This is a genomic window from Sinorhizobium psoraleae (assembly GCF_013283645.1).
Classification (GTDB): Bacteria; Pseudomonadota; Alphaproteobacteria; order Rhizobiales; family Rhizobiaceae; genus Sinorhizobium; species Sinorhizobium psoraleae.
Map to the genome: position 1 here is coordinate 863,503 of NZ_JABEKV010000003.1, position 26,502 is coordinate 890,004.

Sequence of the window (26,502 nt, forward strand, 5' to 3'; positions counted from 1 at the left end):
CCGTTGCGCATTTCGGCGTCGTCCACTAGGTCCGAAAGACCCATAGGAGTGCGACGAGATAGTTCCAGGCGAAGACCACAGGAACGCTCAGAATTTTTGCAAGAGGCGGCGGAACCAACCTCGCCAGCAGCGCGACCAGACAGGTCGAGATCACGAGGCCGGTGAGAGTGCCGAGGACGAACTTCAGCGCCTGAACCTGACTATGCCGCGCGCGGAAGGTCCACGAACGGTTGAGAATATAGCTCACAAGAATGCCGCAGGAATAGGATAGGATATTGGCTTGGCCCGGTGCGGCGCCGACGGCAAATAGACCGGTGAAGAGAACGAAATCCAAGGTCGTCGTGACCGCACCAACAGTGGCAAAGCGCAGCAACCTGTCGGCGCCTTCTTGCCGGCCGAAGGTGTAGCGGGCGAGAAGATTGCGCATCAGGCTGACCCCACTCTCGACGGCGCATGCTCAGGCTGGCTGTGGAACTCGTCGTTCAGGCTCGCCTCGATGATCGGTGTCGGACGTCGCTTGGATTGCATGAATATCCGGCCGATATATTCGCCAATGATCCCAAGGAAGATCGCGTTCAGCGTGATGGAGAGCAGGATCAGGATCGTTGTCGTGGCAAAACCGGCAGGCCATTCCTGACCGAAAACCAGCTTGCCGATGACATAGCCAATGAGCAGCAGAAAGGTCGCTGTCCCCATGATCAGGCTGGTCATCGAGGCAATCCGCAACGGCGTCAGCGAGTGATTGAGAATGCCGTCCACAGCCAGCGAGAACATGGCTCTGAACGGAAATTTGCTTTCGCCCGCCACCCGCGCCTCTCGGTCATACTCGAAACCGATTTGAGAGAAGCCCATCGCGCTGATCAGCCCGCGCAGATAGGGTGACGTGTCGTCGACCCGGCGCAACTCATCCAGGATGCGTCTGTCGACCAGGCGGAATTCACCGACGTTCAGGGGGAGGTCGTCTTCGCTCAGGGCATTGATGCAGCGGTAGAAGGTGCGCCTCATGAAGGCCGTGAACCAATCATCCGTGAGCGAGCGGCGAATTCCGTAGACGACCTGATGACCCTGCCGCCAGAGGGCCACCATCTGAGGAATGCGGTGCGGCGGGTCCTGAAGATCGCAATCGATCTGAACGGAGCAATCGCCAGTGGCCGCCTTGTACGCCACAAGGAGCGAGCGCTGATATCCGACATTGCGGCTGAAACGGATGACGCGAACGCAGCGATCCTCGCGCGCAATCTCCTGGAGGATCTGGAAGGTACGGTCCGATGAATGATTGTCAGTGAAGATAATCTCATAGCTGTAGCCGGGCATTTCGCCGAACGTATCCACGATGGCGGCATAGGCGCGCCGGACGTTCGCCTCTTCGTTGAACGCTGGTACAAGGACAGAAATCAACGGCTTCATGTCAGCCACTATGGCGCTCCTGTTCTTTCCCGGCGTGACGTTGTCAGCAGCTGGTTATGCGGCTCCTGCAAGCGCAGGTGCTCGCGATACCATGCGACGGTCTGCACGAGCCCCTCCGCGAGCGGAGTGGATGCGCTCCATCCGAGCAGGTTTCGCGCCAGGGCGGTGACGGCGCGGAAATCCGGAATGCCGGACGAACCGTCTGCCGGGCCGTATTGAACGAGTGTTGGATCGGCGCCCGTTTCGGCGATGATCAGTCGGGCCACGTCGCGCATCGTCGGGGCAAAACCGGTGCCGATATTGATGATCGTGCCGCCAGGCAGCTGCGCTGCTGCCAAGCGGAGAAGCCCGCCGACGGCGTCGTCGATATAAATCAGATCACGCCGATCCTCCGGATGTCGCACGATCGAAGGCTCTCCGGCCAGGCATTGGGTAACCAGCCATGGCAGGAGATAGGCGGTGGACTGCCAGGCGCCGTAGACCAAGGCGAGGCGAGCGGTGATGACCGGGAACGGAAGCCGACGCTGAAGGGCGCCGACCAGGTGCGTGGCAGCCACGAGTTCGGCCCCGTAGGAGTTGACCGGCATTTCGCGTGTCTCCTCCGGAAAGGGCGCCTGTGCGGAGCCATATTCGGCGAGCGAGCCGGTCCGGATCATGGTTTTTGGAGGACGAGGCGCGGTCGCGGCTGCGCTCAGCAAGCCGATCAACACTTGCACCTGCTCGCGCATTCCATCCCTGGCGTCGGAGAAGTCCGGATTTTCCGGCCGGCGCGGACGGGCCGCGAGGTGAAAGATGCACTCGGGCTCGGCGTCGGAAAGACAATGCTTGAGCGCTGTCTCTGATTGCAGGTCAAAATTGTGTCGAATGACGTGCCCGCGCAGATCCCGGATCCGCGTATCGTCGGAGCCGGGTCGGATGATGAGGTGAACCTGGTGGCCGGCCGCAAGGCAAGCCCTCGCGAGATGCGAGCCGACGAAGCCTGCGCCACCGGTAATGAGAATACGCTCCATCGACTTGGACCCAGCCTGCCTTGTTGCACCTTGATCATGCGACCGAAGCCTGCATGCCGCTCAGGAATTGCGAAGCATTACCGCCCACCTTGAGCGGCTCACCCATGTTCCGCCGCCGCCGTGTCACCTCGCGGAGTCGGCCCGAGGTAATGAACGGGATCGTCTCCGATCGTTGAGAGGCTGGCGGAAAACCGCGTACATTACTTCCGCACCTCAATCCGTTAGATTCCAGTCGCACTTGCCTGCAGCGGTACTCGCACCTTCGATCTCGCCGAGAAACTGTCGACGAATTCGCGGAAAGACGAATGGATATGGTCGAGTTGCTCCGGAGTGAGGCCGTGATGACAGGCGAGCAATATCCCGCCGCGCATCACCTCGTCCGCGACAGGATAGCCCTCGTGCGAGACCCGGCTGTTGACGCCTTCCATTGCCGGTTGGCGCAGGATGTTGCCGGTGAACACGGGGCGTGTCTGAATATCCCTGCGTTCGAGGAAGATCTGCATATCGCGCCTGGTGAACGGCGCATCCGGCCGTATCGTCAGCGGGAAGGCAAGCCAGCCGGTGCGGGATTCGGGCAATTGCCGCGGCAGGATGAACCAATCCTCGTATTGTTTGAAGAAGGCCAATTGGGCGGCAAAGTTGCGCTCCCGGGCGGCAATGTTCTCTTCGAGCCTATCGAGCTGAACAAGCCCGAAGGCGGCGCCTATCTCGGAGGGCTCCAAATTGAAGCCGAGCGCCTCGAACACGAACTTCGCGTCATAGGAGAAGCCGTCGACCTCGACATTGAAACGGTTTTCGACCGACTCGGAATCGACGAACAGTGAGGAGGTGCGGCCCCAGGAGCGCATCAGCCTCGCGCGGCGCGCCAGCTCATCGTCATTGACGCAGAGCATGCCGCCGTTTCCGGCCGCAGTAATCACATGCGAGCCATAGAAGCTGGTCGTGCTGATATCAGAGCGCTTGCCGGTGCTGGCGCCTTTGATGGTGGCGCCGAGCGTATCGCAACTGTCTTCGACGACGAATAGACCATGCGCATCGGCAATCGCACGAATGCGTTCCCAATCCGGAAGATTGCCGATCAGTGACGGGATCATCAAGGCTCGGGTTTTTGGCGAGATCATCCGTTCGATCGCGTCAACATCGATGTTGTAGGTCGCCTCCGCCGCATCGACAAATGCCGGTACGAGACCCGCCCTGACGATGGGCGCGACGGTTGTCGCAAAGGTCAGGGCCGGAGTGATGACTTCCGCACCTCGCGGCAACTGCAACATCTCCACGGCGAGGTAATTGGCCGAGGATCCGGAATTGACCATGATGCCGTGCCGCTTGGCGAAGAGCGCCGCGACGCGCTCCTCCATGTTTCTCACCGCGCGACCCATTTGGGTCGACGTCCGCATGGCATCCACAACGGCTGCGATTTCCTTTTCTCCGTAAACGGCCTGCCCATAATTGACACGCATGTGATGCTCCCCATCTGCGGTTCAGGCCGCTCGGCCCCAGTCTGCTGCGTATCCGTCAAGTTGCTGCTGTGAGAACCGGCGCATGTCTGTCGGATCTTCCATGTATCTGCAGTACCAGGCGACAGTCATTGCCACGGCCTCGTCCAGCCGGAGCAAGGGCTTCCAGCCGAGTTCGACATGCGACTTCGTACTGTCGAGGCGCAGAACGACCGACTCGGCCGGTTCGTCGGCCCGGCGTTCGACGACGTATTCGGGTGGTCGGCCGCCCCATTGAGAAACGACCAATTCCGCGATCGCACCGACATTCACCGTTGCGTCCTTTTCGGGACCGAAATTCCAGCCACCCGCAAAGCGCGCGCCGGTTTCGACGAGGCCGGCCGCCAGCATGAGATAGCCGCGAAGCGGCTCAAGAACATGCTGCCAAGGTCTCACGTTCTTCGGGTTGCGCAGGCGCGCCGGTATGCCGGTTTCGGCAGCACGCACCAGGTCCGGAATCAGTCGGTCGGCGCCCCAGTCTCCGCCTCCGATCACGTTGCCTGCCCGCACCGTGGCAAGTTGCGGACCCCCGGGATCGCTGAAGAAGGAGGAGCGGTAGGCGGCGGCAACCAGTTCGGCGCATCCCTTCGACGAACTGTAAGGGTCGCGGCCGCCCATGGGATCGCTCTCTCGGTACCCCCACACCCATTCCCGGTTCTCGTAACATTTGTCGCTCGTGACAATGACGATGCCGCGCAACGACGGCATGCGTCGTGCCGCCTCGAGCACCACGGCGGTTCCGATGACGTTGGTCATATAGGTGTCGACCGGCGTCTCGTAGGAGGTTCGCACCACGGCCTGCGCCGCCATGTGAATGACGAGGTCGAAGTCCTGCCCGCCTATGCCCTCCATGAAACCTGCCTCGGTGCGAATGTCGCCAACGCGCCCCTCGACGAGGCCCTCGAGGTCAACGGCGGAGCAGAACGAAGGGGCGGGCGCCGGCAGTGCGACGCCAACCACATGCGCGCCGAGACGGCGAAGCCAAAGCGACAGCCATCCGCCCTTGAAACCGGTGTGCCCGGTAACGAGGACCCGGCGGCCGCGTAGAACCCGTGAGAGATCCGACTCGTTCACGTTTCCCGCTCCGCCTAGAGCCTTGCCAGCGGCAACTCAACCGCGGCAGGTTGAGGTGTCGGGCTTCGGTCGAATTGCATCCACGGCGGATCGTCGGTTTCTGCAAGGCCGTTCAGATAATCGCGGTCGCGGATCGTATCCATCGGATGCCAAAAGCCCTTGTGCTTGTAGGCAAAGAGCTCACCATCCCGGGCGAGATTCGTAAGCGGCGCCATCTCCAACGGATCCGACGGGCCAGAAATGTAATCCAGAACGCCTGGTTCAAATACGAAGAAGCCGCCATTGATCCAGGTCTCATGCCTGCGCACCTTTTCCGTGAACTCGACGACCTTGTCGCCCTCGATCTCCAGGTTGCCAAATCTCGCCGGCGGCTGCACGGCGGTGACAGTGGCCAGACGACCGTGCGAGCGGTGGAAGTCGAGCAGCGCTTCGATATCGATATTGCCGACGCCATCCGAATAGGTGGCCATGAAGGTCTCGCCGTCGAGCCAGTCGCGCAGCCGAAGCAATCGGCCGCCGGTCATCGTCGAAAGGCCGGTGTCGACCACCGACACGTTCCAGTCGAGGGGATGAACCGGGCGCAGCACCATGGAACCGTTTCCAAGCGCGACAGTGAAATCCGCGGTCGACAAGTGGAAATTGTGGAAGAAGTTCTTGATGAACATGCATTTGTAGCCGCCGGCGACGACGAAGTTGTTAAAGCCCCAGCGGCTGTATATGTCCATCACGTGGAGAATGATGGGCTTGCCGCCGACCTCCACCATGGGCTTTGGAATGCGTGTGGTCTCCTCGGCGAGGCGGGATCCCATACCTCCTGCGAAAAGAACGACCTTCATGACGGCCTCCAACAACTTTAGCGACGGAAATCCGATTGGATCATCCAATCGGTGTCGTGCACGCGTCTACCGCGTCGCCCTGCATCCTCTCGGACGCACAAGGTTCGCAAAACTATATTTGCTGCGTCGCTTCGCCTTAAATCAAAGCCGGCCTAAGGAACCATAGAAGTAAACGGGTGCGCACAGCGAACCGATAAAAACGCATCCGCGAGGGGCGTGAATGAAAAAAGCGAACAAGCCGAGCGGGCGCGAAGATTTCAGTACTAAAACGACTGTAACTAAGCTATATTTCTCCGAAATTATTCCAGAAATATCTTATTTAAGCTCATGCTATCCATCCTTCCGTGAATCCGCAAGCTGCGCGGTGTCAGGATAATCCCTATGGCGTTGTCGGGAATAACCCGGGATGGTGCCGAGGAATCGCTTTCGATACAGAGAAGGATGTCATGAGGCCCCGAGACTTTGGACCGTGCTTCCCTAAGGCGAGCAGCGGCTGCGGGCCGGCGGCAACGTGATCGATGTCCCAACTACTGGAATGTCTTTGCGGTCGGGGGAATCTGAATGACGGATGTTAAAGAGGCCACTCCATCACAGGTCGCAATGCCGTCGGCAGACCTGAGGGCGCTGCTCTATCGCGTTGCGATCGTCATTCTCTCGGCGCTGCTTCTTTTTGCCCTGCTGCTGAGGGTGATGAACTACGAGATGCGCAAGGACGAGCAGCTATACGTGCCGCCAATCGCGCTCCTCGATCACCATCGCCTCTATGAGGATTTCTTCTACAATCATCCGCCGGGTTCGGCCTGGTTGTTCCATTGGGTCGGCGCGATCGTCGGGTCGGACCATCTGTTGTTCAGCGGCCGGCTGTCGGTCTTTCTTGCCTGGATGTTGTTGCTGGCGGCGATCGGAGGCATCACCTACTCGCTGACGCGATCCGGCCTGATCAGCTGGTGCGTCGCCGCTGTCACCGTTGCGAACGATCTCTTCCTGACGCAGACGGGCATGGCGGCGACGAATAACTTTCTACCGCTGCCCTTCGCGTTCATCGGTCTCGGGCTGTTTGTGCTCGCTGTCAAAGAGAGGCATCCCAGGCCCCTTCTGCTTGCGATTGCAGGCTTCTGCCTGTCACTTGCCGCTGCCTTCAAGATCAGTGCCGTGGCCTTTATCCCGCCGGTGGCGATCGCAGCCTTTCTGCTGCCGCGCGCTTGCGGTTTCAAGGACCGCCTTCTGCGTGTCGTTGCGCCGCTTGCTGTGGGAGGTCTGGTGGGAGGGATGCCGGTTCTCATACCCTTGCTCTCGGCGCCGCAGAGGTTCCTTGCCCATGTTGCGCAGTATCACACCGGCCCGCATCTGCAGTATTGGCGAATAGCAGATGCACCCGGGGAAGAGCAGGCTTTATCGCTGATGGCGAAGCTGTTGCTCGCACAGAGTATATGGTTCTCCGCGACCTGCGCCGTGGTGATTTCCGTTCTCGTCGCACTTCTTCTAACGGCGCTCCAGGCGCCGGACGACGGTGGGCGGGCCCGGCTTTCTCGTATCGTAAACGGGCCGCTTCTCGTTGTCGCCGGCGCGTTCGTTTGCAGCGCCGCCATGAGCCTCTTGCCCACGCCCAGCTTCCCCCAATATTTCGCGCCGCCGCTGATCTGTCTCCCCTTGGGGCTCGCTCTGCTTTTCGGCAGTCTTGCGCCCGAGACGCGAACACGCTTCCAGCCGGTGTTTGTTGCCGCGACGATGGTGGTTCTGGCGATCGAGGCGCCGCGCCTTGCCCAGTATATCGGGACGGCTGTCCGGCCGGACCGGTGGACGGTAACGCGGGTTCACGAGGCAGGTGTTGCGATCTCGCAGCGGATTGCGGTTGCGCGGGCGCAGGGAAAGGTGGCCACGCTGTCGCCGATCTATCCGCTTGAGGGTCATCTGGAGGTCTATCCGGAACTGGCGACAGGGCCCTTCGCCTATCGAACCGCAGATTTCACCGAACCGGCTCTTGCAGCCTGGTACAGGATGACGTCGCCGGGTCGAATTACGGCCATGTTCGAGGCTGACCCGCCGGCGGCGCTGCTGCTGGGCTTCGACGAGGTGCTTGAGCGGCCGATGCTCGATTATGCGCGGCGAAATGGCTATCTGCCTTCAACCGACCTTGGGTTCAAGGACCGATATGGCAGCCCGGTGCTGTATATAAAGCCTTCGCCGCAATGATCTGCTGCATGTTTCCTTAGTTAGGAACCGATTTAAGGACAAAAACATGCAGCAATTCAAAGTGCGACGGCATCGTGACGCGCTTTGCGTCTCCGTTTGTGTATGTCGTCATCGCAAACGGCTGTGCCCGGTTAAGCTCAGGCATGGCGTTGCGCACGAGGGGGAGCAGCGCTTTCGCTATAGCTCGACTTAAGCGACGGCGGCTTAACAGATCTCGCGATCACGTTGTCCCATTGCTGCAAAACAGATGAGGTCGCATATCGCGCCGAGGCGGCGGCCGAGCCACAGGTAGAGAGCTTATTCCTTAAGGCCGGGTCGGCCATCAGCGAGAGAATGGCTTCACTCAATTGCTGGACATCGCCAGGGGGAACAAGCAAACCGGCATCTGGACTGCTGAGAATTTCAGATGGCCCCCACGAACAATCGAATGCGATCGACGGTAGCCCTGCGGTCATCGCCTCCAGAAGCACGTTTGGAAAGCCTTCGAAACGCGAGCTGAGCACGAAGATGTCGCCCGCTCCAACCCATTCGAGCGGAAACCTGGTAACACCAGGCATTTTGACGTTATCGCCAATGCCGAGATCTCGGGCGAGGTGCTCGAGGGCGCCGCGCTGAGAGCCGTCGCCAAATATGGTCAACTCGGCCGTTGGAACGGATCGTGCCACGTAGCTGAACGCTTGGAGAAGCAAATCGAAACCTTTCTGCTTTTCCAGGCGCCCGACGGCGACGACGCGAGTGCCTTGGCTCGGAATGCGTGCCACATCGGGCGGGAGCGTCACCGGGTTGGGTATGATCTCCGCCTTCCCGCGCAAGTTCGGCGGCAGCGATTGAAAGGCATCCTGAGTTTGCATGACCAAGCTCGCTGCACCTCTGACAGCAATCGGCTGAATGAGCCGCCAGAAGAGATGCGTCTCCTGGGACGTGAAGTTGTTCCGCTCGGACATGATGATCGGCGTGTTGAGCCCACGGGTGGCCAAGCCGACCAGTACGTTGACCTTGGTCAGGAAGGAAACGACAAGATCCGGTTTGAGCGCCACCAGCCGACGGCGAAGTCTCGACAGCCGTTGTGCGGCTTGCGCGATGCGTGGCATGGCGCGAGCCGAACCTCCAAGCGCCTCGATCGCTATGGCACTGCTGTAGGGGAAATAGGATTTCGGGCCATCGGCATTGACTGCAAGAACGTGAACAATATCGCCTTGTGCATTGCGATGGTGCGCAAGGAGATTGACGACTTTTTCCGCGCCGCCCGCGCCGAGCCCCGAGAGGACGAATGCTATCCGCAAGGTAACCTCCAACGCTTTGCCCCAGGGCCCTCTCGCAAATGTCTTTTTGTCGGCGGGGCAGTTCCGGTCGGATCGCTTAGCCGGGTGAGCAATGTGGGTTCGCTGTAGAATGGTGGCCAACCGCATTGCGGCCACTTCAGGTTTCCATCTGGCACGTTGCCCCCTTGATCCTACGGGAAACGTCCGAGAATAACGAACTCGGTCGGTGAACGGTTTACTGGCATCAATTGACGCTCATCCAGCCGTGGGTCAAAGCGAAATGCACGATTTGCGCCCGCGAACGCAGGTTGAGCTTTTCAGTGGCCCGAGCCTTGTAGGTCTCGATCGACTTGACGCTGATGTTCGCGTGGGCGCCGATCTCCTTGTTCGAATATCCGAGCGCGACCAGTCGAAGGACGGCCTGTTCGCGTGCGGTTAACCCCAGTGCACCGATCGAAGCCGAGCGTGCAGCGCTCCGGTCGGCGACGGGCGTCGCCATATCGCGCGCCGTCAGGGAGTCGAAGAAGAGCCCGCCGAGCATCACCGAACGTATCGCCAGCAACAGGTTCTCCGCGGCCGAACATTTCTGCACAAATCCTTTCACGCCAACCTGCAGCGCTTGCTGAACGTAAGAACGGTCATGATAATGGGTCATTATCACCACGTGAGCGGCGTGACCGTTGGCTATGACCTTCGCGGCAAGTTCGAGGCCGCTCATGTCCGGAAGTGACACGTCGAGTATGGCGACATCCGGTGTGGTCTGGCTGATCTGCGTCATGGCCTCCGCGCCGGTTTTGGCTTCGCCGACGCAGAGAATATCCCCGGATGTCTCGATGAGCGTTCGTGCGCCGGCAATCACCAGCGGATGATCATCGACGATGACGGTGCGGATGGGCGGCTTCATGCTGGCGCTCCTTCCTGGTGTACAGCCCGGGAGAATTGCATGGGAACTGTCGCTTCAAGCCGCGTGCGGCGCCGGGCTCGATCTTCGACGCTCAGGGTGACGCCGAATTTCACCACGCGATCCTGCACGCCGGCAATGCCGACAGGACAAAGCTGCATTTGTTTCAATCGCACGGTCACCAGCGGAGCCGTAACCGGATGTTTTACCAAGGGGAAATTGCTTTGTGAGTTCGTCATGACAAAAGTTACTCGCCAAGACATATAATAAGTTCGTTCGTCAACCAATCCATTGATTAATAGTCATTGGTCCTGGTGACCGGGAAAAACAATAAAAGAAAGTCATGCATTGCGCTTTAGGTTTGAGCATAACAGATAGTTCCGGTGCGTCAACTTTGCGAGGCGCCGGCAATAGTCGTCATGCCAGAGGCGACGGGCTGCCTAGGGCGTGATCACGCGAAACCGGATCTCGCCAGTATCGCCCGTGCCAGCATCTGATCACGGCTGCATACACGCCCGGCAACATTGACCACCCGTCATTGCTGAACGCTTCCATTTCTCAGCCACCCATCAAGATCCCTGCCGACGATGGTACCGAGCTTCTCTATCTCCGCCGCGTAGAAGTCGCTCATGCGCGCGCGCAACTCACCGCTCAACGGTGCGTACTGCACTTCGGCGGCGGCGATCGACCGTAGCTTTTTGAAGCTCGCGCTTTTCCTGAAAGGCGCGACCACAGGCTTCAACGGGCGCAGCAGACGGCGCAACGTCGGGTTGATCACCGGCTCGGCCTTGTCCTTGACTTTCTTTTCCAGAGGCCGCAGCGGCTGGTCGTTGGTCATCTTCATGAATTTTCGGACGCGATCGAGCTGTGCACTCGCATCGATTTTCATGTCCTCGTAAAGAACGACGAGAATCTGCTCGGCTGGAAAGCGGTCGAGATAGGCTTGCAATTGCTGAAAATACAGCCCGCCGTTCAGGAAGCGTCCGCCGGCACCGCTGCGGGGATCAAGATATCTTGCGATATCGCGATCCACCTCGCCCCTGCGATAGAGCATGCAGTAGTCCGAGTAGGCGCGCTCGATTGGGTTGCGTAGCTGGGCGATCAGCAGTGCCTTCGGCAGCTTCTGGCCTATCCGTTCCGCCGCGCCCTCGGTGTCCATATAGGAATTGGACTTTTCGCCGACGAGACGTTGATCCTTCTGTCCTTCGAAGTTTGAAAGGTACCACTCGTCTCCACGATCATAGTAACGACTGAAATAATGCAATTCTGGAGCCGGCATGTATATGTTCGGGTCTTGCTGCAGTGATTGCTGGAGCCACGTCGTGGCGCTTTTGGTCGCGCCAATGATCAGGAAATCGATGTCCTGCAACTTCATGTTATTCCCCCTCACAGAGCTCGCGCGGAGCTGAAGATAACGCATCCACAGATCACGCGCAGCGAACGCTCATCATTTGGATCGGCCTGAAATTCGCAATTCTCCTGCGCGCACCTGGCGACACGCTCGGTCGGGACCATTAGCCGAGGCGAGCATCAGGCCCGCCGCAAACACACGGCGGCCGCGTAGTTCATCGCTCGCAAAGGGAAAGGCTATGACATTGTTTCCGGAACTGGGAGGAAGGCGTTCTTCCTCAGCGCCAATGACGTAAGCCACGTAAGTAGGTCCTTCTATTCAAAAGCCGGTGCAGGAAAAGCATTCGTGCTCGAAATCGACAAAGTGCATCAAGGAACTACAGGCAATGTGAGCATCATGATAATAAACGTGTGCAAGTTGGGCAAGCAGTGACCACGAGTGTCGAGCAATTGCGTGATAACGGGCGTCGAGAGAGCCCTACCGTACCGCCAAGGCCTGGCGATACGCGACCGCCATCATCGAGAGCCAGATCAACGCCATCGCGATATGAGCCATGTTGGCCCCCATCGGGCCGACCCGTGGGATCAGGATCAGCGCGGTGGCATGAAACGCAACTGTCGCAACGAGCACGCCCTTCAAGACTCGATCTTCCCGCCCCATGGCCAGAAGCGCAGAGCGGGTGACTGTCCCATACAACGTCATCGTCACGGCAATGGATTGAACGACGACCAACGGGGCCGCCGCCTCGAATTCCGGACCGACAGCCAGCCTTAGCACCGGATCGATCGTCAAATAGACCCCGCCAACCAGCAATAATCCGAAGCCGAGGAGGAGCGTCCGCATTTGTACGACAGCCCGATGAAACTCCTTGATTGCGCTTGCGGCCCAGGCCCGGGCCAAATCCGGGTAGAGCACGGCCTGGACGTGGTCACCGATTTGCAGTGCCATGCGGCCGATGCGCTTGGCGATGTGATAAAGACCCGCGGCGGCCGGGTTGGCCAGGTAGCCGACGAGAAGCGTGTCGAGCTGGTTGGCACTCGAACGCAGCGTCAATGACAGGTTCGTCGAAATCGCGAATTTCCAAAGCCCTGGAAAGTGGGAGGTAATACCGCGGACAGACGCAGTGAGCATGCTAGCCAACATTCCCCGTTTTCGCAGCTCCGCAAGCGCAAGGACGACGAGGGTCAGCGAGCCGACGATCTGGGCTGCCATCCATATCAGGACGAATTCACGCAAGGTGCCGCCGGTGAAAAAGCCGATCGCGCACAATACAATGCGGAAAACGCTTGAAGCGACCTGACCATAGGCGATTGATCGAAACTTGCCGAACAGGCGCAGCACGGCCATCGGCATGCCGGAGATCTGAAACGGCAGAATGGCGCAATAGAGGGTGACGAGCCCCAACATCTCTGACGAGATCCCGAGCCACGGACCGAAGGCCCACGCGAGCGCCACGGCGATCACGCACCCGGTCGCGGCGGCGGAAACGTCAAGCAGGAGGCCGAATTTGAACAACGAATTGAGCTTTTCGGTGCTCTCCGATTGCGCACCGAACTTGATCAGCGGCTGCCAGGACTGGAAGTTTACGAGCCGTTCCACCGCGCTCGTGTATGTGAAGCAAAGTGCCAAAATGCCATATTCGGACGGACCGAGTGCCCTTGCAGTCAAGGCGAATCCAACGAGGCCTAACAGCGAGGTGAGCGCATTTCCGGTAAGTAGATGTGCTATATTTCCAAGGCGACCCTTGAGGCTTTTTTCCCGAGCGAATATCTTGCTGAGGCCGTTGAAGTTTTTGGCAAGTTTTTTCCGGATCGCCAAACGATACCTCCTGCCTCCAACGAGGCCAGCTGATAAAAGAGGCGCCGCCCTACGGCCGAGGCACGGGGTTGATGCCCTTGTTAAATCTTCTGTTGGGGTGGCCTGACATCGGGGGCAAGAACACCCGCCGCCACTCGTACATATAGTTGGCGCATGAACCCTCGTGGAAAGCCGCCTTGTCGATCACAGCCCCGGCGCAAAAAAAATAGCTAAAATCCTTTGACGTGACAGTGCGAGGGAGAATATAGTCGCTCAATATATTTTGACAGCCTTTTCTTTAATGCTTTTTGGGGTGCGGTTGCGATGGGGATATTACCTGCGCTAACGGCCGTGAGCTTGCCTTTGCGGGCTTGGGGCGCATATATGTTTGCGGTCCTGCTGCTGGCAGTTGTATTTTCAATGGGCCCCGCGTCGCGCGGCTACGCCAGTGAATACCGGCTCAACACGGGCGATATTCTGACCTTTGACTTCCTCGACGATGCCGAATTGCCTGTCACCGCGACTATTTCCGGCAACGGCGAAGCACAGTTCCCCCTCATCGGTGGGGTTAACGTCGTGGGTCTGACGATAACGGAGGCCTTGGACAAGCTTCGCAACGAATTCCGGACTCGCGAGATCCTTGTCGATCCAAAGCTGTCCCTTAACGTTTCGACCTTCCGGCCAATTTTCGTTCTCGGCGAGGTCAGGAGCCCGGGGTCGTTCCCCTTCTACAGCGGCCTGACGGTCGAGCAGGGCATCGGCCTCGCAGGTGGTATGCAGGTCATCGCGGCGAACGCATCCGACCGGCTGATCGCACGCGCCCGTCTGCGCGCGGAAGTAGAGGCCGCAAGAGCCGAAATCGTTCATGAAGCCGTCTATGCGGCAAGACTTGCGGCGCAGTTGAAATCCAGTGAGAAGATCGACCTGAACGACGTCCCGGAGTTCGCGCGCGCATATGTCGATGGCGTGCCGCTTGATGGCGTCATTGAGCTTGAGGCGAAAATCCTGAAGGAGGATCTCGCCGCCCACAAATCGCAGACGCAAATTCTCACGGAAGGAATCGCCCAGGCCGAGGGTGGGATCGAGATCCTGAACGAGCTCGTGCAGCAGCAAAAGGATGTCGTTAAGAACAGCGTTGAAGATCTGGCGCGTGTCGGCGCGCTTCGTAAGCGCGGGCTGAACACCGAAAGCGAGCTTTCTCGTGCCGAGAACAGCGCGTCTGCCGAGAAGGCCCAGCTCCTGCAAACCTTCGCGACCCTTGCGCGGACACGCCAGGAATTGAGCGAGCTGAAGCTAGAACTTGCAAAGCTTGCAGCTGACAGGAAGAAGGACATTCTGACCCAGCTCCAGCAGCGTGAAATTGCCATCAAGAAGCTGATTTCGAACCAGCACTCCGCGGAAGAGCAAATTCTGCTCATGGCCGCGGTGGCCGAAGATGAAACCAAAAAAAATCAGATTTCATATACCTATGAGATCCGTCGAAACCCGGTCGGCGGAAAGCCGACCAGCCTACAGGCGTCCCTCGTGACAGAATTGCTGCCGGGCGATGTCGTCGTCGTGGGTATCGCGGGCATGTAAGGATCGTCGGCAAGTAATAAGTCCGCCGCGCGCCAAAGGGACATTAACTTGAAGCCCAATCGAGAGCATGCAGTCTCCGCTTTCAGTTTGCCTGCTTCCTCGGGATCATACCATCTCAAGCGTATTCTTGAGTGCGCGCTTGGCGGAACGCTTTTCGTCCTCTGCCTACCGCTGATGGTGATAACGGCGGTGGTCGTTTGGGTGAGCCTTGGCTTGCCGCTGTTCTTCACCCAGGCGCGCGCAGGCGCGGGCATGCGTGTCATCACGGTCGCCAAGTTTCGCACGATGACGAACGCGCGCGGACCGGACGGCGTCCTGTTGCCGGACCAGATGCGGCAGACCGCCGCGAGCGCGCTGTTACGCAGGCTCCGCTTCGACGAGTTGCCGCAGCTGCTTGCCGTGCTCTCAGGCGATATGTCAATGGTGGGGCCGCGCCCGCTGCCGTTGGCGACGGTTGCAAGCTTCGGTGAACTTGGCCGCATTCGCTCGATGGTTGCCCCGGGCATGACGGGCTGGGCCCAGGTAAATGGCAACACGCTGCTCTCGGATGACGAGAAGATCGCGCTCGATCTCTGGTATGTCGCGCACGCTAGTCTGTGGCTCGATGTGCGAATTCTCCTGTTGACGCTGAAGACGCTCGTAACGGGAGAACATATCGACGAGCGGCATCTAAAGGTTGCTAAGGATTTTCTTTTGCATCACCCTTGCGGTCAGCAGCCGCGAATGATGATGCGATAGCATGCATGTCGGCTGGCCCGATTGGATGGCCGAGGGTTAAGCGCGTGCATGGCGGCAAGGTCTTTTGGGGGTCCCATGGATGGTTCGCATTTCTCTTTTGGACGCACTTTGGTCGTCGCTCCGCATCCTGATGACGAGGTGCTCGGCGCCGGCGGGACGATCGCGAAGCTGGCGGCGCAGGGCGAGGAGGTCTTCGTCGCGATCGTAACCGAGGGAAAGCCGCCGGCTTTCGACGCGGCGACCATAGCCAAGACGCAAGCCGAGGCGAGGGAGGCGCACCAGGCCCTGGGAGTGCGAGAAACCTTGTGGCTGCGTCTGCCTGCGGCCCAGCTTGCGGAGACGGCGCATGCCACCGTCAACAGCGCGCTGCTCGACGTGGTTCGCCGCCTGTCGCCGCGAACCGTGCTCGTGCCGTTTGCAGGCGATATGCATATGGATCATCAGCTGACCTTCACCTCGGCGCTGGTCGCCTGCCGACCACATCAGACCGATTATCCGAAGCTGATCCTCGCCTACGAGACGCTCTCGGAAACGAACTGGAATGCTCCGTATCTATCGCCAGGATTTCTTCCAAATGTATTTGTCGACATTAGCGAGCAGCTCGAAGTGAAGGTGAAGGCAATGCAGCTGTTCGCATCGCAGCTGCGCGAGGCACCGCACGAGCGTTCCATAGCGACACTGCGCGCGCTCGCCACCCTGCGCGGTGCGACTGTGATGCGCCAGGCGGCCGAAGCGTTCGTCCTGGTTAGGCAGGTTATTTGAGCTTTATGGGAACCGGCCGGCGCGGTCGCCGGCCATCCCCGACTGTCCGATGCTCCTTCGGCATGGCCGGAGACCGATCAAATGCAGATCTGGAGGGATAAATGGGACGCTGGCCGGTTTACGACGAGGAGCAAATCGAGGACGTCGTGTCCGTCCTGAGATCGGGCGAGGTAAATGCGTGGACGGGACCGCATGTCCGTGACTTCGAGGCTGCATATGAGCGCTATCTTGGTGTCGAGCATGCGGTGGCTGTGGCGAACGGAACGGTGGCGCTCGACCTCGCGCTCTTTGCGCTTGGACTTCAGCCCGGCGACGAAGTGATCGTTACCCCACGCAGCTTCATCGCTTCGGCATCCACGGTGCCGATGGCAGGCGGGGTTGCGGTCTTCGCTGACGTCGATCGAGATAGCCAGAACATCACCGTCGAAACCATCAGGGCGAAGCTGACGTCGAGGACCAAGGGCATCATCGTCGTGCACCTCGCCGGCTGGCCCTGCGACATGCCGGCGATCATGGCGTTTGCCCGCGAGAGGGGGCTGTGGGTCATCGAGGACTGCGCCCAGGCGCATGGTGCCGAAATCGACGGTCGGCCGGTCGGCAGCTTCGCCGATATCGCGGCCTTCTCCTTCTGTCAGGACAAGATCATCACCACCGGAGGCGAGGGCGGACTGGTGGCCATGAACGATGACGAACTGTGGAAGAAGGCCTGGAGCCGCAAGGACCACGGCAAGTCCTATGATGCCGTTTACAACAGGCATCATCCACCGGGCTTCCGCTGGCTGCACGAGTCCATCGGGACGAACTGGCGCATGATGTCCATCCAGGCGGTATTGGGATCACGGCAACTACAGCGCCTTGAGCAATGGCGCGGCATCAGGGCGCATAATGCAGCCATCCTCGCCAGGGCTGCCGAGGAGATCGATGCTCTGCGTACGCCTCTGCCGCCCCCGGGCATCCGACATGCGTGGTACCGGTTCTACACCTTTCTCAGGCCGGAACTCCTGAAGCCGAACTGGAGCAGGGACCGGATCGTAGCGGAGATCAATGGAGCGGGGGTCGTCTGCTTCAGCGGCAGTTGCTCGGAGATTTATCTGGAGAAGGCATTTGCCGAGATCGGCATGGGCTCGGCCGAGAGACTGCCGAACGCACGGGAACTTGGAGAGACGAGCTTGGCATTTCTCGTCGATCCGGCCCTCGATACGGCCACGATGGAGGAGGCTGCACACGTCCTGCGTGAAGTGTTTGCGAGTGCCAGCCACGCCAAGGAAGCGCGTTACGCCGCACGAACGTCGTAGCTATAGAATCAGGGTGCGGGTGTGGCAATTGCCGCGATCAGACCTGCATTCCGGTGCGGCCGACAAGGTGCTTGGCAGCTGCCGTCAGATCCGCGGCGCACAAGCGCTCGATTTCCGCCACTTGCGCATCGTCCAGATAGTCTCTGAACCCGCCTGCCTTGCCGCGCCGCATGCGCAGGCTTTCGACGTCGTTTCGGTCATAGTCATGGGCCGGAATGCCTTCGGCGCGCTCTCGAGCCTGCATGGCCTCGAAGCGGCCGGCCTCGACCGCTGCCCGGAGAGCCTTTCGATCCATTGGGCAGCCGAGAAATTCAAGAGCCGCTTCCACTTGCCGCTCCGTGTCGGCAGAGAGAGCCTCATAACTCAGAACGAAGTGAGCGCGATTGGATAAGCCGCCGGCCCAACCATTCAGATAATCGATCATTGCGGGCAGCCCCTGGTCGCGGTCCGCTATGAAATCCGAAAGGGTGCCCGCGAAACGGTGCTTGTGGCGGCTCGCGTGGAAGTAGGCCGAGACGATCACGTCGCGCGGGTCCCGGACCATCATTATGACCGGGCGTTTGAGGAAGAGGCTTGCGCTATAGTCGAGGTGGCTGACAAGGACCGTGGGGATCACGCTCTTCTCCCCGCGAAAGCGATAGCCGGGAATTCCGCGCACCGGGTCGAGATCGAAATTTGGCACGATCGAAAACATGTTGTGAAGGTCTACCGGCTCGGAAATCCCGGCGATTGCAGCGAGGTAGTGGGAAAGAATGTAGCGGAACCATGTGCGGCCCGACTTCGGATAGGAGATCAGGAAACTGTCGGCGTGAGCCGCATGTACGGTAAGCCGTACGCGCTTCGCCACCCGACGCCATGCTCGCTTGACAATGCTGGCCATTATAGTCTCCACAATCCGGCGTTCCCGAGAAAGTATAAAACTGCCATGCGTCAAAGAGGGTAATAAATGCTATCTAGCGTAACTCACCTGACTTGCAGCTTTGAACGCTCAGAGCGGGCAGAAGCAATCAATAGGCGGAAAAATATTCGTTCCGCGTTCTCTGGGGGCGATTGGACCTCCTAGGGTATCTATGCCGACGATGCTTTTTATGTCCGGAAGTACCGATAAAATTAATATTGATTCTCCGAATATCGCCAAATACAGTCCGTAAAACAGCTAGAGCTTATTGACACGATTGTTGAAAATCAATTCGGTTAGTTGATTCTGAAATAAAAAACTTGCATCCTGTCAATAGCGCACTCGCCATTGCACCTGGGGGAGCGCCGTGCCGACGCCAGAAATTCTGTTTACCCGTTCGGAGGTCACCAGAGTCTGCACGATGAGACGAGATTCGCCCCGATCCTTGGGCCGTCGGGGGAGGGGCATTTCGATATGAATGAGAGTGCGGATTCCCGGACCTTTGGATTGTCGAAGATCGCTGGCGCGCGAATAACGATCGTCGTTCCAGGCCTTGGAGCGGGCGGCACCGAGCACGTGGTGAACGTCGTCAGCAACCACTGGAATAGGCTCGGCTGCACGGTGACGCTCATCACGCTGGAGCCGCCGGATGCGCAGCCCTATTACGATTTCGATCCCAAGATTGCCGTCGTGCGCCTGGGGGTGCCTCCTCGCAGGGCTTCGAAGATGCGGTCCGGCTCCCTCGTGTTTCGGCGATTTCAACGGCTTCGGACCGCTGTCCGCGATTCGCGGCCGGACCTCGTCCTGAGTTTTCTGACGCGAACGAATGTCCTGACGCTCCTGGCCACAATCGGCCTTGCGGTTCCGGTAATCGTTTCCGAGCGCAACAACCCGTCTCTGCAGCCGCTCGGACCGTTTTGGAGATGGCTCCAGAGGGGCCTGTATCCGCGAGCATTCGGCATGGTCACGATGACCCAGGGGGCCCTCGACCAGTTCCCAGCGAGAATACGCCGCAATGGATGGGTAATCGCCAATCCCGTCGATTTGCCCGACGGCTGGCAGAAAAGGCGTGGAGAGAACATTCTGGCGGCGGTGGGCCGCCTGACCCGCCAAAAAGGATTCGACCTTTTGCTGGAAGCATTCTCGAAGATCGCCGAGATCCATCCCGAATGGAAGTTGGTGATTTGGGGTGAAGGTGATGAAAGGCGCAGCCTGGAGGCTTTGCGAGATGCCCTCGGCCTACAAGAGCGCGTGGAAATGCCGGGGCTGACCCGGCGACCGGGGCTTTGGATTGAGAACGCGGACGTCTTCGTCCTGTCTTCACGTTACGAGGGATGGGGGATTGTCTTGCTGGAAGCCATGGCCGCGGGCCTGCCCGTCGTTTCCTACGAATGCGATTGGGGGCCGCGCGTCATGATAACGCATGATAGCGACGGCATACTGGTGCCGAGGGAGGATGTCGAAGCCCTTGCGAAGGCACTTGCACGGGTGATGGCAGATCGTGATCTTAGGGAACGGCTGGGGACGAGGGCGGAGGCGAGCGCTCAAAGGTACATGCCCGAGCAGATACTTGCCGAGTGGGACCTACTAGCCTCCTGCGCGCTGATGCATGCGTCGAAGATGCACATGCAGATACCTGATAACGCCGTCTAATCTGGCATTCCTTTCGTCGCGATTGCTCGACGTCGTGTTGGCGGAGCGGGTCACGCTTGCCTGCAGCGCGAAGGCGATTTCAATCTCTCCGGTCGCCTTCGGTCGCTGAAGAGCAAGCTGGGTCAGAGAATGGCCCGGCGCGCACGCTTTCGAGGACATTCATCGAGGTCGACGCTGTCCTGCGGCGTTCGCGTTTATCACGCATCGCGCGCCGCTATCTCGAAGTCTCCTGTGAGAAGGCCAGGCCATCGATCTGGCCGCCTTTCTGGCGGTAGACCAGGGATTGCGAGAGGCCGGCGCCCGCATTGCCGCCCGGATTCTCATGAGCATAGCGCACGATGCCCTCGTCCGGAGCGTTGCCGAAACGCTGCCGAAGGGAGTCCGGGTTGCCGCCAAGGGTGGGAACAGGCAGTCTCCAACTCGAAACGTCGAATTGGCCCTTGTCGCAATCGTCACGGCTCTCTGCAGTGTCTTCGACAGAAACCATGGTAAGCGTGGGCTTCGCCCCGGAGGCATCTTCGCCATCGGCAATGAACCACACCCGGCGCTGACGGTCCCTTGCAGGGATCGTGTAGCACAGCCAACCGACCGCAATATTGCCGGCCGAGCGTGTCCGAATTTCACCGCCGAACGCTGCTTTGATGTCTTCGAGCGTGGTTTTGTCGAGAACGATATCGAGCTGCGGCGTCTTGACCCGTTCGACTAGTGGTTGTTCGAAATTGTATGTCGGTGCATCGGCGGTCTGGCCGCCAAGGATCAGCGAGGGCAGGCCCGAGAGCTTGCCGTCGTCAGCCGAGATGCTGCCGGCGAAGAGGAGGAGGGTCATCGCCACGAGGCCTGCCGTCAGCCGTATCGAGGCACCGTGGCACGCATGGACGGCGGCAGCCTTTGCAATCTTCTTTGGCATTGCACTTTCCTCGCCTTGATCGCCAATCTCTCTGCCGGGAAACTATGCGCGCAACGGCCGGTTTCAAGTCCTCAACGGCCACACCAGCCTTGAGCGGAGCGCCAACAAAGCGCTGCGCGCGAATGCGTGCACGTCAAACACGCAACCGCCTTGCACGAGCGTGCTCCGGTCTCCATCAATCATAAAACCAGATCACGCAGGATGGTGTTGCGCTCTGACACCTTTACAAGGCATCTGATATGTAATTTGTCATCGTGGCTGGGAACCTCATGGCGGTCGGCCGCAAACGGGAGGGCGGGGTCCATGAATGTAGCTTCAAGTCATTGCAGGAATGGCGTGTTTCTCGCCTCGTCTGTCCTGTTTCTCCAGCTGGTTTTCGCGCTCATCGGCCCTGTGGCCGCACAGGAATCGGCGGTTACTCCACCGCCGGCCAAGGTGCAGCAATTGATCGGACTGCTTGATGATCCCGAGGTGCGCCAGTGGCTCGCGTCCAAGCAGACCGCCACACCAGAGGCAGAGGCACAAGCACCCTCGACGGTTGCCTCCCGATTGGTCGCCCAAATCAAGAAGCACCTTGTCGGCATGCGTGATGCGGTTCCTCGGATGATGCCCGAATGGCAGGCGGCAAGAGATCGCATCGCGAGCGACATGCAGAACCATGGAGCAATGCCAATCCTCAAGGGATTTGCCTTCATACTTCTCGTCGGTTACGGCGCCGAATTTTTCCTGCGCTATCTCCTCAGGCGCAGTTCGCACCGTAACGCTGCACAATTCACGGCTGGTCTCGCCGCCTTTGCTCGCATCGCCCCGCTTGTGGTTTTCGCGATCGCAGGCATTTCCGCATTCGTGCTCTCCGACTGGCCTCCCCGACTGGAGGCAGCGATCGCACCACTGCTCATAGCCTGGATCGCCGCCCGCCTGCTGATTGCTATCGCATCTGCGGTGCTCAAGCCAGCGGCGGAGGCGGTAGTGACACCGGACGCGGAACAGGAACATGCCGTTCTCGCTCCGGCTGCAGCGCGGTACTGGCTCAATCGATCGGTACTGTTCATCTGCGCATTCGCCGTTGCGTGGGCGGTTGGCGACTTGATGCAGGCGCTGGCGTTTCCGGCTGACGTCCGCGACCTCGCCGCGGCGGTTCTCGGGCTCGTTGTTCTCGGCCTGGCAATCGACACGGCGCTTCGCCGGCCTGTCCAGAACGTGGCGGCTGCGCGTCGGATGCTCCGCAACGCGATGATCGTGGCCTTTCTGGTGCTGCTCTGGCTCCTTTGGGTTGCGGGCATGAAAGTCTTGTTCTGGATTGGCATCTATGTTCTCGGCTTGCCGCCGCTGTTGCGTTTTACCAGCGCGACGACGAGGGCGATACTCGATACTTCGGCAACCGACGGTATGCGCGTGTTGCGCAATGTGTTGATCGAACGGGGTGCCCGGCTGGTGATCATCGCACTGGCGGCGGCCTGGCTCGCCGTCGTCTTCCGCTTCAATGGCAACGCAATGATTCAGGACGATGCCTTCAATCGCATCTTCCGCGGCGTTCTCGCCGGTGTCGTCATCTTGCTCGCGGCAGATCTCATCTGGCAATTGGCGAAGGAGGTCATCAACCTGCGTGTGAACCAGGCCAGTGTCGAGGTCGCGGATCCGGCGCAACTCGCCCGCAATATGCGCATGCGCACGCTACTGCCGATTCTGCGCAACTTCCTGGCCGCCTTTATTGCCGTGGTTGCAGTGCTCATGGTCCTTTCCGGCCTCGGCGTCGCGATTGGTCCGCTGATCGCCGGCGCGGGCGTGTTCGGCGTCGCGATCGGCTTCGGCTCGCAGACCCTGGTCAAGGATATCATCAGCGGCATCTTCTACATGATGGACGATGCCTTCCGGGTCGGCGAATACATCCAGAGCGGCAGCTACAAAGGCACTGTCGAATCCTTCAGCATCCGCTCGGTAAAACTGCGCCACCACCGTGGCCCTATCTTTACCGTGCCGTTCGGGTCACTTGGTGCGGTCCAGAACATGAGCCGTGATTGGGTCATCGACAAGTTCCTGATCAACGTCTCGTACGACTCCGATATTGCGAAGGTCAAAAAGGTCGTGAAGGGAATCGGCGCGACACTTCTGGAGGATCCTGAGTTGGGGCCGCTGATCATCGAGACGGTAAAGATGAAGGGCGTGGAGCAGTTCGGGGACTATGGCATTACCCTCAGCTTCTCCATGACGACAAAGCCGGGCCACCAGACGCAGGTTAGGCGGCGGGCGCAGGCCTTGATCAAGGAAGTGTTCAAAGCGAATGGCATCATGTTCGCCTCGCCGACCGTGCAGGTTGCGGGTGATGATACGCAATCGACAGCGGCGGCTGCGGCTACTCGCGATGCTATCGCCAAGAAAAACGCGGCGATCGCCCGGGCCGAGGGGATGCCGACGGAGTAGTCGTTACAATCCGGAACCAGAGGCGCTGCCAGCATGCGTGAGGGGCGCCGGCATGCCCGCGATACCAGCCGCCGAAGGGGCTTTGTGCGGGCCCATGTTGACATCCGATCGGGAAGGCGGGATAGCTCGCCTCGAATGAAGATCGCTTTTTACGCGCCTTTGAAATCGCCCGATCATGCCGTCCCCTCCGGCGACAGGCAGATGGCGCGCCTGTTGATCGATGGGCTTCGGCTGGGCGGACATGATGTCGGCATTGCGTCGCACTTGCGCAGCTTTTCGCGCGAGGCCTCCGAGGAACAGCTCTCGTCGCTTAGAACGGAGGCCGAGCGAGAGGTTCGCCGTCTCCGGCGCCTTTGGCGCGACGAGGGATCGCCGGACGCTTGGTTCTGCTATCATCCCTATTACAAGGCACCCGACCTGATCGGCCCTCGCATTTCGGGGGAATTCTCCATTCCCTATGTCACCGCCGAAAGCTCTTACTCCTACCGCCGCAATGTGGGTGCCAGGAAGCCAGCTCAGGATGAAGTCGCGGCCGGCGCCAGACAGGCCGCCGTCAACATCTGCTTTACGCAACGCGACCGCGAAGGGTTGGAGGAAGCGATTCCGGGTGTCCGCTATGCCATGCTCGCGCCGTTCATAGACGTGGCGCCGTTCCACGAACCGCGGCAAACCGCGGCCGGCGTTTGCCGGCTCTTGGCGGTGGCGATGATGCGGCCGGGTGACAAGATGGATAGTTATGGGATGCTGGCCAAGGCGCTGATGCTCCTGGTCGATCTGCCCTGGAAAATGTCGATCGTCGGCGACGGCCCCGCTCGGGCAGAAGTGCAGGGGGTGTTTGCCGGGCTGCCGGCCGAGCGGCTGGACTGGCTCGGCGAGAAGGAGCCTGAAGCGATCGCCGGGATTCTCGCACGCGGCGATCTCTATGTCTGGCCGGGCTGCGGCGAGGCCTATGGCCTCTCCTATCTTGAGGCGCAAGCGGCTGGCCTGCCGGTCGTCGCACAGCGAACCGCCGGCGTTCCGGAAGTGGTCAGGGATGAGGAAACAGGCTTGCTGACGAAAGCCGGTGAGATCGACCTGTTCGCCGCAGCGATTCGGCGGCTGATCAGCGACACCGCCCTGCGCGCCGAGTTCGGGGCAAACGCGCGCCGCTTCGTTATCGAACAACGGTCGCTGCAGGCGGCGGCAAGACGCCTCGGCGAGATCTTCAGGGATTTTGTGGAGAAGGCGGCATGACGGAGACGTCGGTTTGGCAACCGGTGATCGACAGGCTGGATCGCTTGCGTGCGGCCGGGCAGCGCGTCGATTTCTGGTTACGCGACGATGACGCGGTCGAGCCGACGCCGGCGCTCGACCGGCTGGTGGAACTGACGGAACGCTTTTCAGTGCCGACGACCTTGGCCGTTATCCCGGCGCATACCAACGGCGAGCTCTCGCGTTATCTCGCCTGCCGTGACGATATCAGCATTGCCGTTCATGGCTGGGAGCACCGAAACCATGCGTCACCGGCGGAAAAGCGGCAGGAACTCGGTGGCCACCGGCCACGGGAGATTGTTCTCGACGAGTTAAGCAAGGGGTGCTCCCGACTGAGAGCGCTCCATCCCTCCTCCTTCGTGCCGCTGCTCGTCCCGCCATGGAACCGGATCAATGCAAACCTGCTTGGCGGATTGCCGGAGATCGGCTTCAGGGCCGTGTCGGTGTTCGGTCCCGAACGGAAGCCCGCGCGCAATGCGGAGGACGCAACAGCGAGTTCGCTATCCGCTTTTCCGCGGCTGAGGCTTATCAACACGCATGTGGATGTAATGGATTGGCGCGGAACGCGCGGCTGTCGGGATCACCGGGAAATCATTCGGGATATCGTACGGCGTCTGGACGAAATGAACCTGGACGAGGAGGCGGTCGGTATTCTCACGCACCATCTGGTCCACGACGAGAGCGTATGGGAATTTCTGTCGCGATTGTTCGATCTCACCGCTGCACACCCCGCCTGCCGCTGGCGCAAGGTCGGTGATTTTATAGCTCGATGATCTGGTGATCGCGGGCCGCGAAGGCTCCCTCGAAAAAGGCCTGTACTTCCTCTTCCATCGCCGCGATCTCGACGTCCGTCCGCGACGGATCATGGTGGAACATTGCCAGGCGCGGTACGCCGGCAGCTTGCGCCAGTTTGGCGCCGTGCATGCCGGTCGAGTGTCCGTAACCTCGATAGGTCGGCATCTCCGATTCGAGATAGGTGCAGTCGTAGACCATGAGGTCGGCACCGGCGATGAACTCGAGGAGTGTAGGGTCGAGAATACCGGCCTCGTGCTCCGTGTCGTAGATTAAGGCGACGGCGCGGCCGCCCCAATCGACCCTATAGCCGACGCAACCGCCTGGATGAACGAGGCTCATCGTGCGGATGGAAACGCCCTTTCGCGGTGAAAGGGTTTCGCCGGGGCGAAAATCGACGCAGTCGAGGCTTGCCTGGCAGATGCCTGGGCCAACCGGAAACCAGGGCGGCCGCATGAAATCGTTGATCATTTCCTGGGTAGACATCGTGCCGTGAAGATGGCCGGACCAGAACCGCACCGCCGAACTGCAGCGATAGATTGGCTTGAAATAGGGAAGCCCGATAATGTGGTCGTAATGGGTGTGGGTGAAGAAGACGTCGTACTCGGCGACGCCCTCGGCCATCAGCGCCAGCCCCGCTTCGCGCAACCCCGAGCCGGCGTCGAAGATCAGGACTTCGCTGCCGCAACGGACTTCAATGCAAGGTGTATTGCCACCATAGCGTAGGAACTGTTCGCCGGATACCGGCAAACTGCCTCTTACTCCCCAGAACCGGACTCGAAAGGTGTTTTCCTGCATTCCTGTTTTGGCTTCGTGCTGTCCGCCTCGGCGCTTTTGCCTGCGTGCATTTTCTCTAGACAAGCACAGATCATAAGGGTCC

General features: G+C 60.0%; 23 protein-coding genes. 9 read left to right on the forward strand and 14 right to left on the reverse strand.

Annotated features, from left to right (window positions below):
* Window positions 1–25 precede the first annotated feature (25 nt).
* The 6 genes from ILFOPFJJ_RS19740 to rfbF form a co-directional block, all read right to left on the reverse strand.
* Complete coding sequence (locus tag ILFOPFJJ_RS19740) at window positions 26–427, reverse strand: GtrA family protein (protein WP_173512250.1); 402 nt, start codon at window positions 425–427, stop codon at window positions 26–28.
* A complete protein-coding gene (locus ILFOPFJJ_RS19745) occupies window positions 427–1,407 on the reverse strand; it encodes a glycosyltransferase family 2 protein (RefSeq protein WP_173512507.1) in 981 nt (326 codons plus the stop codon). The genes ILFOPFJJ_RS19740 and ILFOPFJJ_RS19745 overlap by 1 nt, the downstream gene beginning before the upstream one ends.
* Window positions 1,408–1,415: 8 nt before the next feature.
* The gene (locus ILFOPFJJ_RS19750) at window positions 1,416–2,417 is read right to left on the reverse strand and encodes an NAD-dependent epimerase/dehydratase family protein (RefSeq protein ID WP_173512251.1); all 1,002 of its coding nucleotides are present in this window, start codon (window positions 2,415–2,417) and stop codon (window positions 1,416–1,418) included.
* 221 nt (window positions 2,418–2,638) lie between these two features.
* Complete coding sequence (locus tag ILFOPFJJ_RS19755; RefSeq protein ID WP_173512252.1) at window positions 2,639–3,877, reverse strand: aminotransferase class I/II-fold pyridoxal phosphate-dependent enzyme; 1,239 nt, start codon at window positions 3,875–3,877, stop codon at window positions 2,639–2,641.
* Window positions 3,878–3,898: 21 nt separating this feature from the next.
* Window positions 3,899–4,987 carry a CDP-glucose 4,6-dehydratase gene (gene rfbG / locus ILFOPFJJ_RS19760; RefSeq protein ID WP_173512253.1) on the reverse strand — a complete coding sequence of 363 codons (1,089 nt, stop codon included), beginning with the start codon at window positions 4,985–4,987 and terminating at the stop codon, window positions 3,899–3,901.
* A gap of 14 nt (window positions 4,988–5,001) precedes the next feature.
* Entirely contained in the window at window positions 5,002–5,823 is an 822-nt protein-coding gene (gene rfbF / locus ILFOPFJJ_RS19765) for a glucose-1-phosphate cytidylyltransferase (protein ID WP_173512254.1), read from the reverse strand.
* Window positions 5,824–6,384: 561 nt separating this feature from the next.
* Here rfbF and ILFOPFJJ_RS19770 point away from each other — a divergent pair.
* A complete protein-coding gene (locus ILFOPFJJ_RS19770; RefSeq protein ID WP_173512255.1) occupies window positions 6,385–8,016 on the forward strand; it encodes an ArnT family glycosyltransferase in 1,632 nt (543 codons plus the stop codon).
* A 137-nt stretch (window positions 8,017–8,153) separates the two neighbouring features.
* Here the strand turns inward: ILFOPFJJ_RS19770 and ILFOPFJJ_RS19775 are convergent, their stop codons facing one another.
* From ILFOPFJJ_RS19775 to ILFOPFJJ_RS19795, 5 genes are all read right to left on the reverse strand, one after another.
* The gene (locus tag ILFOPFJJ_RS19775) at window positions 8,154–9,425 is read right to left on the reverse strand and encodes a glycosyltransferase family 4 protein (protein ID WP_246299725.1); all 1,272 of its coding nucleotides are present in this window, start codon (window positions 9,423–9,425) and stop codon (window positions 8,154–8,156) included.
* Between the two features lie 97 nt (window positions 9,426–9,522).
* A complete protein-coding gene (locus tag ILFOPFJJ_RS19780) occupies window positions 9,523–10,182 on the reverse strand; it encodes a response regulator transcription factor (RefSeq protein WP_173512257.1) in 660 nt (219 codons plus the stop codon).
* Window positions 10,179–10,418, reverse strand: coding sequence for a hypothetical protein (locus tag ILFOPFJJ_RS19785; protein WP_173512258.1), 240 nt, complete (start codon window positions 10,416–10,418; stop codon window positions 10,179–10,181). The genes ILFOPFJJ_RS19780 and ILFOPFJJ_RS19785 overlap by 4 nt, the downstream gene beginning before the upstream one ends.
* 296 nt (window positions 10,419–10,714) lie before the next feature.
* Window positions 10,715–11,554 (reverse strand): sulfotransferase family protein, encoded by an 840-nt coding sequence (locus ILFOPFJJ_RS19790; protein WP_173512259.1) that lies wholly within the window; start codon window positions 11,552–11,554, stop codon window positions 10,715–10,717.
* Window positions 11,555–12,007: 453 nt separating this feature from the next.
* Entirely contained in the window at window positions 12,008–13,348 is a 1,341-nt protein-coding gene (locus ILFOPFJJ_RS19795; protein WP_173512260.1) for a lipopolysaccharide biosynthesis protein, read from the reverse strand.
* Window positions 13,349–13,651: 303 nt separating this feature from the next.
* On the opposite strand from ILFOPFJJ_RS19795, the gene ILFOPFJJ_RS19800 reads away from it, so the two are divergent.
* The 4 genes from ILFOPFJJ_RS19800 (at window position 13,652) to ILFOPFJJ_RS19815 (ending at window position 17,700) form a co-directional block, all read left to right on the forward strand.
* On the forward strand, window positions 13,652–14,905 hold the full coding sequence (locus ILFOPFJJ_RS19800) for a polysaccharide biosynthesis/export family protein (protein WP_173512261.1): 1,254 nt from the start codon (window positions 13,652–13,654) through the stop codon (window positions 14,903–14,905).
* A gap of 48 nt (window positions 14,906–14,953) precedes the next feature.
* The gene (locus ILFOPFJJ_RS19805) at window positions 14,954–15,643 is read left to right on the forward strand and encodes a sugar transferase (RefSeq protein ID WP_173512262.1); all 690 of its coding nucleotides are present in this window, start codon (window positions 14,954–14,956) and stop codon (window positions 15,641–15,643) included.
* 75 nt (window positions 15,644–15,718) lie between these two features.
* A complete protein-coding gene (locus tag ILFOPFJJ_RS19810) occupies window positions 15,719–16,405 on the forward strand; it encodes a PIG-L deacetylase family protein (protein WP_173512263.1) in 687 nt (228 codons plus the stop codon).
* A gap of 101 nt (window positions 16,406–16,506) precedes the next feature.
* Window positions 16,507–17,700, forward strand: a complete 1,194-nt coding sequence (locus ILFOPFJJ_RS19815) for a DegT/DnrJ/EryC1/StrS aminotransferase family protein (RefSeq protein ID WP_173512264.1) — start codon at window positions 16,507–16,509, stop codon at window positions 17,698–17,700.
* Between the two features lie 37 nt (window positions 17,701–17,737).
* Here ILFOPFJJ_RS19815 and ILFOPFJJ_RS19820 read toward each other — a convergent pair whose 3' ends face one another.
* Window positions 17,738–18,580 carry a sulfotransferase domain-containing protein gene (locus ILFOPFJJ_RS19820; RefSeq protein WP_173512265.1) on the reverse strand — a complete coding sequence of 281 codons (843 nt, stop codon included), beginning with the start codon at window positions 18,578–18,580 and terminating at the stop codon, window positions 17,738–17,740.
* 492 nt (window positions 18,581–19,072) lie between these two features.
* On the opposite strand from ILFOPFJJ_RS19820, the gene ILFOPFJJ_RS19825 reads away from it, so the two are divergent.
* Window positions 19,073–20,251 (forward strand): glycosyltransferase family 4 protein, encoded by a 1,179-nt coding sequence (locus ILFOPFJJ_RS19825; protein WP_173512266.1) that lies wholly within the window; start codon window positions 19,073–19,075, stop codon window positions 20,249–20,251.
* Window positions 20,252–20,465: 214 nt separating this feature from the next.
* Here ILFOPFJJ_RS19825 and ILFOPFJJ_RS19830 read toward each other — a convergent pair whose 3' ends face one another.
* The gene (locus tag ILFOPFJJ_RS19830) at window positions 20,466–21,158 is read right to left on the reverse strand and encodes a hypothetical protein (protein ID WP_173512267.1); all 693 of its coding nucleotides are present in this window, start codon (window positions 21,156–21,158) and stop codon (window positions 20,466–20,468) included.
* Window positions 21,159–21,461: 303 nt separating this feature from the next.
* Here ILFOPFJJ_RS19830 and ILFOPFJJ_RS19835 point away from each other — a divergent pair, with 303 nt between their 5' ends.
* The 3 genes from ILFOPFJJ_RS19835 (at window position 21,462) to ILFOPFJJ_RS19845 (ending at window position 25,603) form a co-directional block, all read left to right on the forward strand.
* Window positions 21,462–23,579 carry a mechanosensitive ion channel domain-containing protein gene (locus ILFOPFJJ_RS19835; protein WP_173512268.1) on the forward strand — a complete coding sequence of 706 codons (2,118 nt, stop codon included), beginning with the start codon at window positions 21,462–21,464 and terminating at the stop codon, window positions 23,577–23,579.
* Between the two features lie 135 nt (window positions 23,580–23,714).
* Window positions 23,715–24,812: a glycosyltransferase family 4 protein gene (locus ILFOPFJJ_RS19840; RefSeq protein ID WP_173512269.1), complete on the forward strand. Its 1,098-nt coding sequence runs from the start codon at window positions 23,715–23,717 to the stop codon at window positions 24,810–24,812.
* Entirely contained in the window at window positions 24,809–25,603 is a 795-nt protein-coding gene (locus ILFOPFJJ_RS19845; protein WP_173512270.1) for a polysaccharide deacetylase family protein, read from the forward strand. The genes ILFOPFJJ_RS19840 and ILFOPFJJ_RS19845 overlap by 4 nt, the downstream gene beginning before the upstream one ends.
* Here the strand turns inward: ILFOPFJJ_RS19845 and ILFOPFJJ_RS19850 are convergent.
* Window positions 25,590–26,420 (reverse strand): MBL fold metallo-hydrolase, encoded by an 831-nt coding sequence (locus tag ILFOPFJJ_RS19850; protein ID WP_173512271.1) that lies wholly within the window; start codon window positions 26,418–26,420, stop codon window positions 25,590–25,592. The two genes, ILFOPFJJ_RS19845 and ILFOPFJJ_RS19850, sit on opposite strands and share 14 nt — an antisense overlap.
* Window positions 26,421–26,502: the final 82 nt, after the last annotated feature.

Excerpts from the sequence above, each read along its gene's own strand:
- ILFOPFJJ_RS19740 (WP_173512250.1), bottom strand. The coding sequence starts at position 427 with ATGCGCAATCTTCTCGCCCGCTACACCTTCGGCCGGCAAGAAGGCGCC.
- ILFOPFJJ_RS19745 (WP_173512507.1), bottom strand. The coding sequence starts at position 1,407 with ATGAAGCCGTTGATTTCTGTCCTTGTACCAGCGTTCAACGAAGAGGCG.
- ILFOPFJJ_RS19750 (WP_173512251.1), bottom strand. The coding sequence starts at position 2,417 with ATGGAGCGTATTCTCATTACCGGTGGCGCAGGCTTCGTCGGCTCGCAT.
- ILFOPFJJ_RS19755 (WP_173512252.1), bottom strand. The coding sequence starts at position 3,877 with ATGCGTGTCAATTATGGGCAGGCCGTTTACGGAGAAAAGGAAATCGCA.
- rfbF (WP_173512254.1), bottom strand. The coding sequence starts at position 5,823 with ATGAAGGTCGTTCTTTTCGCAGGAGGTATGGGATCCCGCCTCGCCGAG.
- ILFOPFJJ_RS19770 (WP_173512255.1), top strand. The coding sequence starts at position 6,385 with ATGACGGATGTTAAAGAGGCCACTCCATCACAGGTCGCAATGCCGTCG.
- ILFOPFJJ_RS19775 (WP_246299725.1), bottom strand. The coding sequence starts at position 9,425 with ATGCGGTTGGCCACCATTCTACAGCGAACCCACATTGCTCACCCGGCT.
- ILFOPFJJ_RS19780 (WP_173512257.1), bottom strand. The coding sequence starts at position 10,182 with ATGAAGCCGCCCATCCGCACCGTCATCGTCGATGATCATCCGCTGGTG.
- ILFOPFJJ_RS19785 (WP_173512258.1), bottom strand. The coding sequence starts at position 10,418 with ATGACGAACTCACAAAGCAATTTCCCCTTGGTAAAACATCCGGTTACG.
- ILFOPFJJ_RS19790 (WP_173512259.1), bottom strand. The coding sequence starts at position 11,554 with ATGAAGTTGCAGGACATCGATTTCCTGATCATTGGCGCGACCAAAAGC.
- ILFOPFJJ_RS19800 (WP_173512261.1), top strand. The coding sequence starts at position 13,652 with ATGGGGATATTACCTGCGCTAACGGCCGTGAGCTTGCCTTTGCGGGCT.
- ILFOPFJJ_RS19810 (WP_173512263.1), top strand. The coding sequence starts at position 15,719 with ATGGATGGTTCGCATTTCTCTTTTGGACGCACTTTGGTCGTCGCTCCG.
- ILFOPFJJ_RS19815 (WP_173512264.1), top strand. The coding sequence starts at position 16,507 with ATGGGACGCTGGCCGGTTTACGACGAGGAGCAAATCGAGGACGTCGTG.
- ILFOPFJJ_RS19820 (WP_173512265.1), bottom strand. The coding sequence starts at position 18,580 with ATGGCCAGCATTGTCAAGCGAGCATGGCGTCGGGTGGCGAAGCGCGTA.
- ILFOPFJJ_RS19825 (WP_173512266.1), top strand. The coding sequence starts at position 19,073 with ATGAATGAGAGTGCGGATTCCCGGACCTTTGGATTGTCGAAGATCGCT.
- ILFOPFJJ_RS19830 (WP_173512267.1), bottom strand. The coding sequence starts at position 21,158 with ATGCCAAAGAAGATTGCAAAGGCTGCCGCCGTCCATGCGTGCCACGGT.
- ILFOPFJJ_RS19835 (WP_173512268.1), top strand. The coding sequence starts at position 21,462 with ATGAATGTAGCTTCAAGTCATTGCAGGAATGGCGTGTTTCTCGCCTCG.
- ILFOPFJJ_RS19840 (WP_173512269.1), top strand. The coding sequence starts at position 23,715 with ATGAAGATCGCTTTTTACGCGCCTTTGAAATCGCCCGATCATGCCGTC.
- ILFOPFJJ_RS19845 (WP_173512270.1), top strand. The coding sequence starts at position 24,809 with ATGACGGAGACGTCGGTTTGGCAACCGGTGATCGACAGGCTGGATCGC.
- ILFOPFJJ_RS19850 (WP_173512271.1), bottom strand. The coding sequence starts at position 26,420 with ATGCAGGAAAACACCTTTCGAGTCCGGTTCTGGGGAGTAAGAGGCAGT.